This window comes from Micromonospora sp. NPDC023633 (genome assembly GCF_040640035.1).
In the GTDB taxonomy this organism is placed as follows: Bacteria; Actinomycetota; Actinomycetes; order Mycobacteriales; family Micromonosporaceae; genus Micromonospora.
The window spans coordinates 88,918-95,674 of record NZ_JBFABB010000013.1; the positions used below are offsets into that span (position 1 = coordinate 88,918).

The following is a 6,757-nucleotide window of genomic DNA, read 5'->3' on the forward strand; positions in this document are numbered from 1 at the left end:
ACAGAGGCCGTACGCTGCAACGCATGCGCACGTGCCGGGCGACAGCCGCCGGAAAGCTCACGGTGGTCCTGGCCACGCTCGTACTCGTGCTGGCCGGTTGCGGCGGCGGTCCCAGCCCGCAGGCGTGGGCGGCGTCGGTCTGCTCCGCGCTCACCCCGTGGCGGGCCGAGATCAGCAAGCTGACCAGCAGCACCGACCAGCAGATGACCGCCCAGACCACCCCGGCGCAGGCGAAGGAGAACCTGGTGCGGCTCTTCGGCGGCGCGGAGCAGGCCAGCGAGACCGCCCGACGCAAGGTCGAGGAGGCCGGCATCCCGGAGACCGAGCACGGCGAGGAGGTCTCCGCGGGCTTCCGCGCCTCGCTGGCGAAGGTGCGCGACGCGTACGGCAGGGCCCGCGACACCATCGACGGGCTGGGCACCGGCCAGCCCACCGTCTTCTACGACGGCGTCCGGGCCGCCGTGGACACCCTGAACAAGGAGTACGACGCCAGCGCGCTCGACACCAGCCGGCTCAACTCCGAGGAGTTGAGACGCGCCTTCGACGAGGTGCCGGAGTGTCGCTGAGCGGGACCGGTGACCCGTCGGGCAGCGAGGCGCTGCCGGTGCTCTTCCCGGCGCCCGCGGACCGGGTCGCGCCGGTCGCCCGCCGCCCCGCCCCGCCCTCGCCGGCCGACGCCGACGAATCCGCCCGGCAGCTGACCTTCTTCGGCGCGGAGGCGGCGGACCCGTCCGTCGCCGATCTCGCCGGGCTGCTGGCCGGCCCGGGGGAGGTGGTCCGGATGGGCGGCACGGCCCGGCTCTCGGTCGTGGTCGACGCCGCCTGGCGGGTGCACGTGCTCGTCGCCGAGCTGGCGCTGCGCGGGGTGGCGGCCACCTGGGAGGCGACCGCCGACGGGCGGCACGCGGTGCGCACCTCGTACGCCCGCACGCTGAAGCCGCTCGCGATGGCCTGGCTGCGCGGTACCGGCAAGCGACCGCCCGCCGGTCTGCACCTCAACGGCCGGCGGCTGCGGCTCTGGCTCGCCGCGGCGGGGGCCGCCGAGCCGTCCGGCTTCCTGCTCCGGCTCGGCCCCGCCGACGAGGAGTGCTGGGAGCCCATCGGCGGGGCGCTCGACGCGGTGGGCCTCTCCGGGGCGCTGCTCGGGCCGGGCGAGGGTGGGCCGGCGTACCGGATCACCGGCCGCCGGCGGCTCGCCCGCCTGGCCGAGCTGGTCGGCGACCCGCCGCCCGCCGCTCCCGCGACGGACTGGCCGGCCCGCTCCTGACCGACCGTCGGCGCCGTCTCGTCGACGCCGATCGCGCCTGTCCGATGCGGGACAGCACGTGCGCAATTTCGCGGAAAACGGCCGGGTGGCGCCTCGGCCGAGGGTCCGCCATCGTCACAGTGTCCCGCCTGGCGGCACACGCACGGTGTACGGTGGCGCCGTCCGGCACGTCCCGCCGCCGGCGGAGAAAGAGGCCGCCCCGCCGGGACGGTTTGCCGCCCGCGAAACCCGAAACGTGGGCGGCGCGTTACGTTGGACATCCGGACCGCCGGGGGTCGGCGGGCCGAAGGTGGGCCCGAACGGGGCGCCGGTGGCTACGAGCAGGAGTGAGGTCGGGGAGAGACGTGCCGAGCAAAGCTGGAACCACCCGTCTGGTCATCGTCGAGTCACCGGCGAAGGCCAAGACGATCTCGGGCTATCTCGGCCCGGGATACGTCGTGGAGGCCAGCTTCGGCCACGTCCGGGACCTCCCGCGCAACGCCGCCGACGTGCCGGCCAAGTACAAGGGCGAGGCGTGGGCCCGGCTCGGGGTGGACGTCGACAACGGCTTCCACGCCCTCTACGTGGTCTCCGCCGACCGGAAGCAGCAGATCAGCAAGCTGGTGAAGCTGGCCAAGGAGGTCGACGAGATCTTCCTGGCGACGGATGAGGACCGCGAGGGCGAGGCGATCGCCTGGCACCTGGTGGAGACGCTCAAGCCCAAGGTGCCGGTCAAGCGGATGGTCTTCCACGAGATCACCAAGCCGGCCATCCAGGCCGCGGTGGCCAACCCCCGCGAGATCGACCGCGACCTGGTCGACGCGCAGGAGGCCCGGCGCATCCTCGACCGCCTCTACGGCTACGAGGTCTCGCCGGTGCTGTGGAAGAAGGTCATGCCGAAGCTCTCGGCGGGCCGGGTGCAGTCCGTGGCGACCCGGATCGTGGTGGAGCGCGAGCGGCAGCGGATGGCCTTCCGCACGGCGGAATACTGGGACATCCTGGCCACGCTGGCCGTGGTCGACGCCGGCGAGGGGCCGCGCAGCTTCAACGCCACCCTCGTCGCGCTGAACGGCGACCGGATCGCCACCGGCAAGGACTTCGAGCCGACCACCGGCCGGGTGAAGGCCGGCGCCGGCGTGGTGCACCTCGACTCCGGCGGCGCCCGGGGCCTCGCGGCCCGCCTGGAGGGGCGGCCGTTCACCGTCACCCGGGTCGAGGAGAAGCCCTACCGCCGCCGCCCGTACGCGCCGTTCATCACCTCCACCCTCCAGCAGGAGGCGGCCCGCAAGCTGCGGTTCTCGTCGCAGCAGACGATGCGCACCGCGCAGCGGCTCTACGAGAACGGCTACATCACCTACATGCGTACCGACTCGGTGAACCTGTCGGAGACCGCCATCGCGGCGGCCCGCCGGCAGATCGTCGAGCTGTACGGCGAGCGCAGCGTGCCGCCGGAGCCGCGCCGCTACACCGGCAAGGTGAAGAACGCGCAGGAGGCGCACGAGGCGATCCGCCCGGCGGGGGACAACTTCCGCACCCCGGGCGACGTGGCCAAGGAGCTCTCCGCCGAGGAGTTCAAGCTCTACGAGCTGATCTGGCGGCGCACCATCGCCTCGCAGATGACCGACGCCGTCGGCTCCAGCGTCTCGGTGCGCATCCGCGCCGTCTCCTCCGCCCAGGAGGAGGCCGACTTCGGCGCCACCGGCAAGACCATCACCGACCCGGGCTTCCTGCGGGCGTACGTCGAGTCCAGCGACGACGAGAACGCCGAGGCCGAGGACGCCGAGCGTCGCCTGCCCAACCTGGTCAAGGACCAGCCGCTCACCGCCGACGAGCTCGCCGCGCAGGGCCACCACACCCAGCCGCCGTCGCGCTACACCGAGGCGTCGCTGGTCAAGGCCCTCGAGGAGCTGGGCATCGGCCGCCCGTCGACGTACGCGTCGATCATGCAGACGATCCAGGACCGCGGGTACGTCACCAAGCGCGGCCAGGCGATGATCCCGACCTTCCTGGCGTTCGCGGTGATCGGCCTGCTGGAGCGGCACTACCCGCGCCTGATCGACTACGACTTCACCGCCAGCATGGAGAACGAGCTGGACGAGATCGCCGGCGGTGACCACGCCGCCGTCGACTTCCTCACCGCGTTCTACTTCGGCGGCGCCAACGGCGCCGGCGACCAGGACATCGCCCGCTCGGGCGGGCTGAAGAAGCTGGTCACCGAGAACATCAACGAGATCGACGCGCGCAGCGTCAACTCCATCCCGCTGTTCACCGACGACGAGGGCCGCGAGGTCGTCGTGCGGGTGGGCCGCTACGGGCCGTACCTCCAGCGGGCGGTGCCGGGCGAGCAGCAGGCACCGGCCGCCGAGGGCGAGGAGGGCGGCGGCCAGGGCGACCGGGCGCCGATCCCCGAGGGGCTGGCGCCGGACGAGCTGACCCCCGAGAAGGTGCACGAGCTGTTCCTCGGCGGCGGGGGCGAGCGCAAGCTCGGCGACGACCCGGCCACCGGCGAGCCGATCCTGCTCAAGTCGGGCCGCTTCGGCCCGTACGTGTCCAGCGGCGAGCGCAAGTCGTCGCTGCTGCGCTCGCAGTCGCCGGACTCGCTGACCTTCGACGAGGCGCTGAAGCTGCTCAGCCTGCCCCGGCTCGTCGGCCTGGCCCCGGACGGCGCCGAGGTCCTCGCGAACAACGGCCGCTACGGCCCGTACGTCAAGCGCGGTGACGAGTTCCGCTCGCTGGACTCGGAAGAGAAGATGTTCACCGTCACGCTGGACGAGGCGCTGGCCCTGCTGGCCGCTCCGAAGGCCCGCCAGCGCAGGGCCGCCGCGCCGCCCCTGCGGGAGATGGGCGTCGACCCGCTGACCGAGAAGCCGCTGGTCATCAAGGACGGCCGCTTCGGCCCGTACGTGACCGACGGCGAGACGAACGCGTCGCTGCGGCGCGGCCAGACCCCGGAGGCGTTGAGCATCGAGGAGGCCTCCGAGATGCTCGCCGAGAAGCGGGCGAAGGGGCCGGCGCCGAAGAAGACCGCAGCCAAGAAGGCGCCCGCCAAGAAGGCCACGGCGGCGAAGAAGACGGCCGCGGCGACCAAGTCGACGGCCGCGAAGAAGACCACGACGGCCAAGGCCACCACCGCCAGGAAGACCCCGGCGAAGAAGGCCGCCCCGAAGAAGGCCACCACCAGCACCGACTGAGCCATCCGCCGGTCCGCGGCAGAGATTCTTGGTACGAGCGCGCCCCTCCGGGCGCGTCCGTACCAGGATCGTCCGGAGCGGGCGGGGGCGCGGGGCGTCAGCCGAGGACCCGGGTCAGGTGGGGGTTCGTGAAGAGGTGGTGCGGGTCCAGGCGGGCGCGCAGCGCCTGGAAGTCCGCCCAGCGGGGATAGGCCGCCGCGAGTGACTCCGCGTCGCGCCAGTGCAGCTTGCCCCAGTGGGGCCGGCCGCCGAGGCTCGCCGCGACCTGCTCGAAGGCCCGGAAGTACGGCTCGTACGGCATGCCGACGTACTGGTGGACGGCCACGTACGCCGACTCGCGCCCGTACCCGTGGGAGAGCCAGATGTCGTCGGGGGCGGTGAAGCGCACCTCGACCGGGAAGAGCACCTTGAACGGCAGCCCGTCGACGATCCGCCGCAGCGCGTCGAGCGCCTCGCGGAGGGCGTCGCGTGGCAGCGCGTACTCCATCTCCACGAAGCGGACCCGGCGCGGGGTGCAGAAGACCTGGTCGGAGCGGCCGGTGTAGCGGCGCTCGGTGAGCGCGCGGGCGGAGACGGCGCTGATGCCCGGGGCGAGCGCCGGCACGGCGCGGCCGAGCCGGCAGGCCCCGGCGAAGACGGTGTTGGACAGGAACTCGTCGTCCAGCCAGCCGCGCCACCGGGGCAGCGGCCGGTCGTCGGCGGGCACCCGGTCGTTGGTCTTGACCTGCACCCGGTCGGTGTACGGGAACCAGTAGAACTCGGCGTGGTCGTGCTCCCCGACCAGCGAGGGCAGCCGGCCGAGCACGGCTTCCAGCGGCGCCGGCCGCTCGTGGGCGAGGAGCACGAAGGCGTCAACGCAGCGCAGGGTCACCTCGACGAGCACCCCGAGCGCGCCCAGCGACACCCGGGCGGCGGCGAAGACGTCGGGGTGCTCGTCGGCGGAGCAGCGCAGCACCTCGCCGGTGCCGGTGACGAGGGTGAGCGCCTCGACGAACGTCGACAGGCAGCCGTATCCGGCGCCGGTGCCGTGGGTGCCGGTGGAGATCGCCCCGGCGATCGTCTGCGCGTCGATGTCCCCCAGGTTGGGCAGTGCCAGGCCGTGTGCGGCGAGCAGTTCGTTGAGCGCGCGCAGGGTGGTTCCGGCCGGTACGGTGACCAGTCGGCGATCGACGTCGACGCGTACCCCCGTGTCCAGGTCGGTCAGTTCCATCCGCCGTCCGTCGGTGACCGCGACGCCGGTGAAGGAGTGGCCGCTGCCGACCGCCCTGATCCGGTCCCCGGTCGTCGCGGCGGCGCGGACGGCCTCGGTGACGTCGGCGAGGGAGGTGGGTCGCAGGATGGCGGTGGCGGTGGCGCGTTGGTTGCCGGCCCAGTTGGACCAGGCTGCCAGGGTGGGCGGTGCGGTCCCGGCCATGCGCACTCCTCGACATGAATGTGAACTAACTTCATATCAGGAACGTTGTAGCAGGTAAATACCGCAATCGAGGTTTGCTCGTTGTACCGGTAGTCACGAACCCGTGACGTGCAGATATGTTCATCCGTCGAAGGGGGGTGGCGAGTGTCCACACCAGCCGCCACAGCCGGGCCGCTGCGCCGCGTACCGGTGCAGGGTCGAAGTGTCGCGCGGGTCCAGCGGATGCTGGACGCCTGCGCCGAACTCGTCGACGAGGTGGGGTACGAGGGACTGACCACGACCCTCCTCGCCGAGCGTGCCGAGGTGGCGATCGGTTCGGTCTACCAGTTCTTCCCTGACAAGCGGGCGATCGTGCAGGCGCTGACCCTGCGCACGATGGAGTCCTACCTCCAGCGGCTCGACGAGCGTTTCGCCTCCGACGACCTGACCCACTGGTGGGACGGGGTCGACGCGGGGATCGACGAGTACATCACGATGCACCGCACCGTTCCGGGCTTCCGTACCCTGCACTTCGGCGACGTGGTCGACCTGCACCTGCTCGACGAGCAGCGGGACAACAACGGGGTGATCGCGGACCAGCTGGCCCGCGTGCTCGCCGAGCGCTTCGGGCTGGACGTCCCCGACCTCCGGTTCCACCTGGAGATCGCGGTGGAGGCGGCCGACGCGCTGATCAAGTTGGCGTTCCGCCGGCAGCCCGAGGGCGACGACCGGGTGCTGGTCGAGGCGAAGGCGCTGATCCGGGAGTACCTGCACCGCCAGGTCGACGCCCCGGCCGACGCCAACCAGCCCGGCTGACACCGGCCGCGTCGGCACCCGGCTCCGGGCGGCGGCCGGACGCGAACGGCCCGGGGAGCGCCGGGCGGCGAAGCAAAGTGGCGACGGCCCGGGCGCGCACGGCCCGGCGGG

At 72.7% G+C, this 6,757-nt stretch carries 5 protein-coding genes; 4 read left to right on the forward strand and 1 reads right to left on the reverse strand.

Features of this window, described 5'->3' with window-relative positions; all coding sequences use genetic code 11:
- Positions 1–23: 23 nt before the first annotated feature.
- From AB0G13_RS06405 to topA, 3 genes are all read left to right on the forward strand, one after another.
- Positions 24–566, forward strand: a complete 543-nt coding sequence (locus AB0G13_RS06405; protein WP_357869749.1) for a hypothetical protein — start codon at positions 24–26, stop codon at positions 564–566.
- A 131-nt stretch (positions 567–697) separates the two neighbouring features.
- The gene (locus AB0G13_RS06410) at positions 698–1,267 is read left to right on the forward strand and encodes a hypothetical protein (protein ID WP_357869769.1); all 570 of its coding nucleotides are present in this window, start codon (positions 698–700) and stop codon (positions 1,265–1,267) included.
- A 344-nt stretch (positions 1,268–1,611) separates the two neighbouring features.
- Entirely contained in the window at positions 1,612–4,437 is a 2,826-nt protein-coding gene (gene topA, locus AB0G13_RS06415) for a type I DNA topoisomerase (RefSeq protein WP_357869752.1), read from the forward strand.
- A gap of 97 nt (positions 4,438–4,534) precedes the next feature.
- Here topA and AB0G13_RS06420 read toward each other — a convergent pair whose 3' ends face one another.
- Positions 4,535–5,851 (reverse strand): D-arabinono-1,4-lactone oxidase, encoded by a 1,317-nt coding sequence (locus AB0G13_RS06420; RefSeq protein WP_357869755.1) that lies wholly within the window; start codon positions 5,849–5,851, stop codon positions 4,535–4,537.
- A 222-nt stretch (positions 5,852–6,073) separates the two neighbouring features.
- On the opposite strand from AB0G13_RS06420, the gene AB0G13_RS06425 reads away from it, so the two are divergent.
- The gene (locus AB0G13_RS06425) at positions 6,074–6,646 is read left to right on the forward strand and encodes a TetR family transcriptional regulator (protein WP_357869772.1); all 573 of its coding nucleotides are present in this window, start codon (positions 6,074–6,076) and stop codon (positions 6,644–6,646) included.
- Positions 6,647–6,757: the final 111 nt, after the last annotated feature.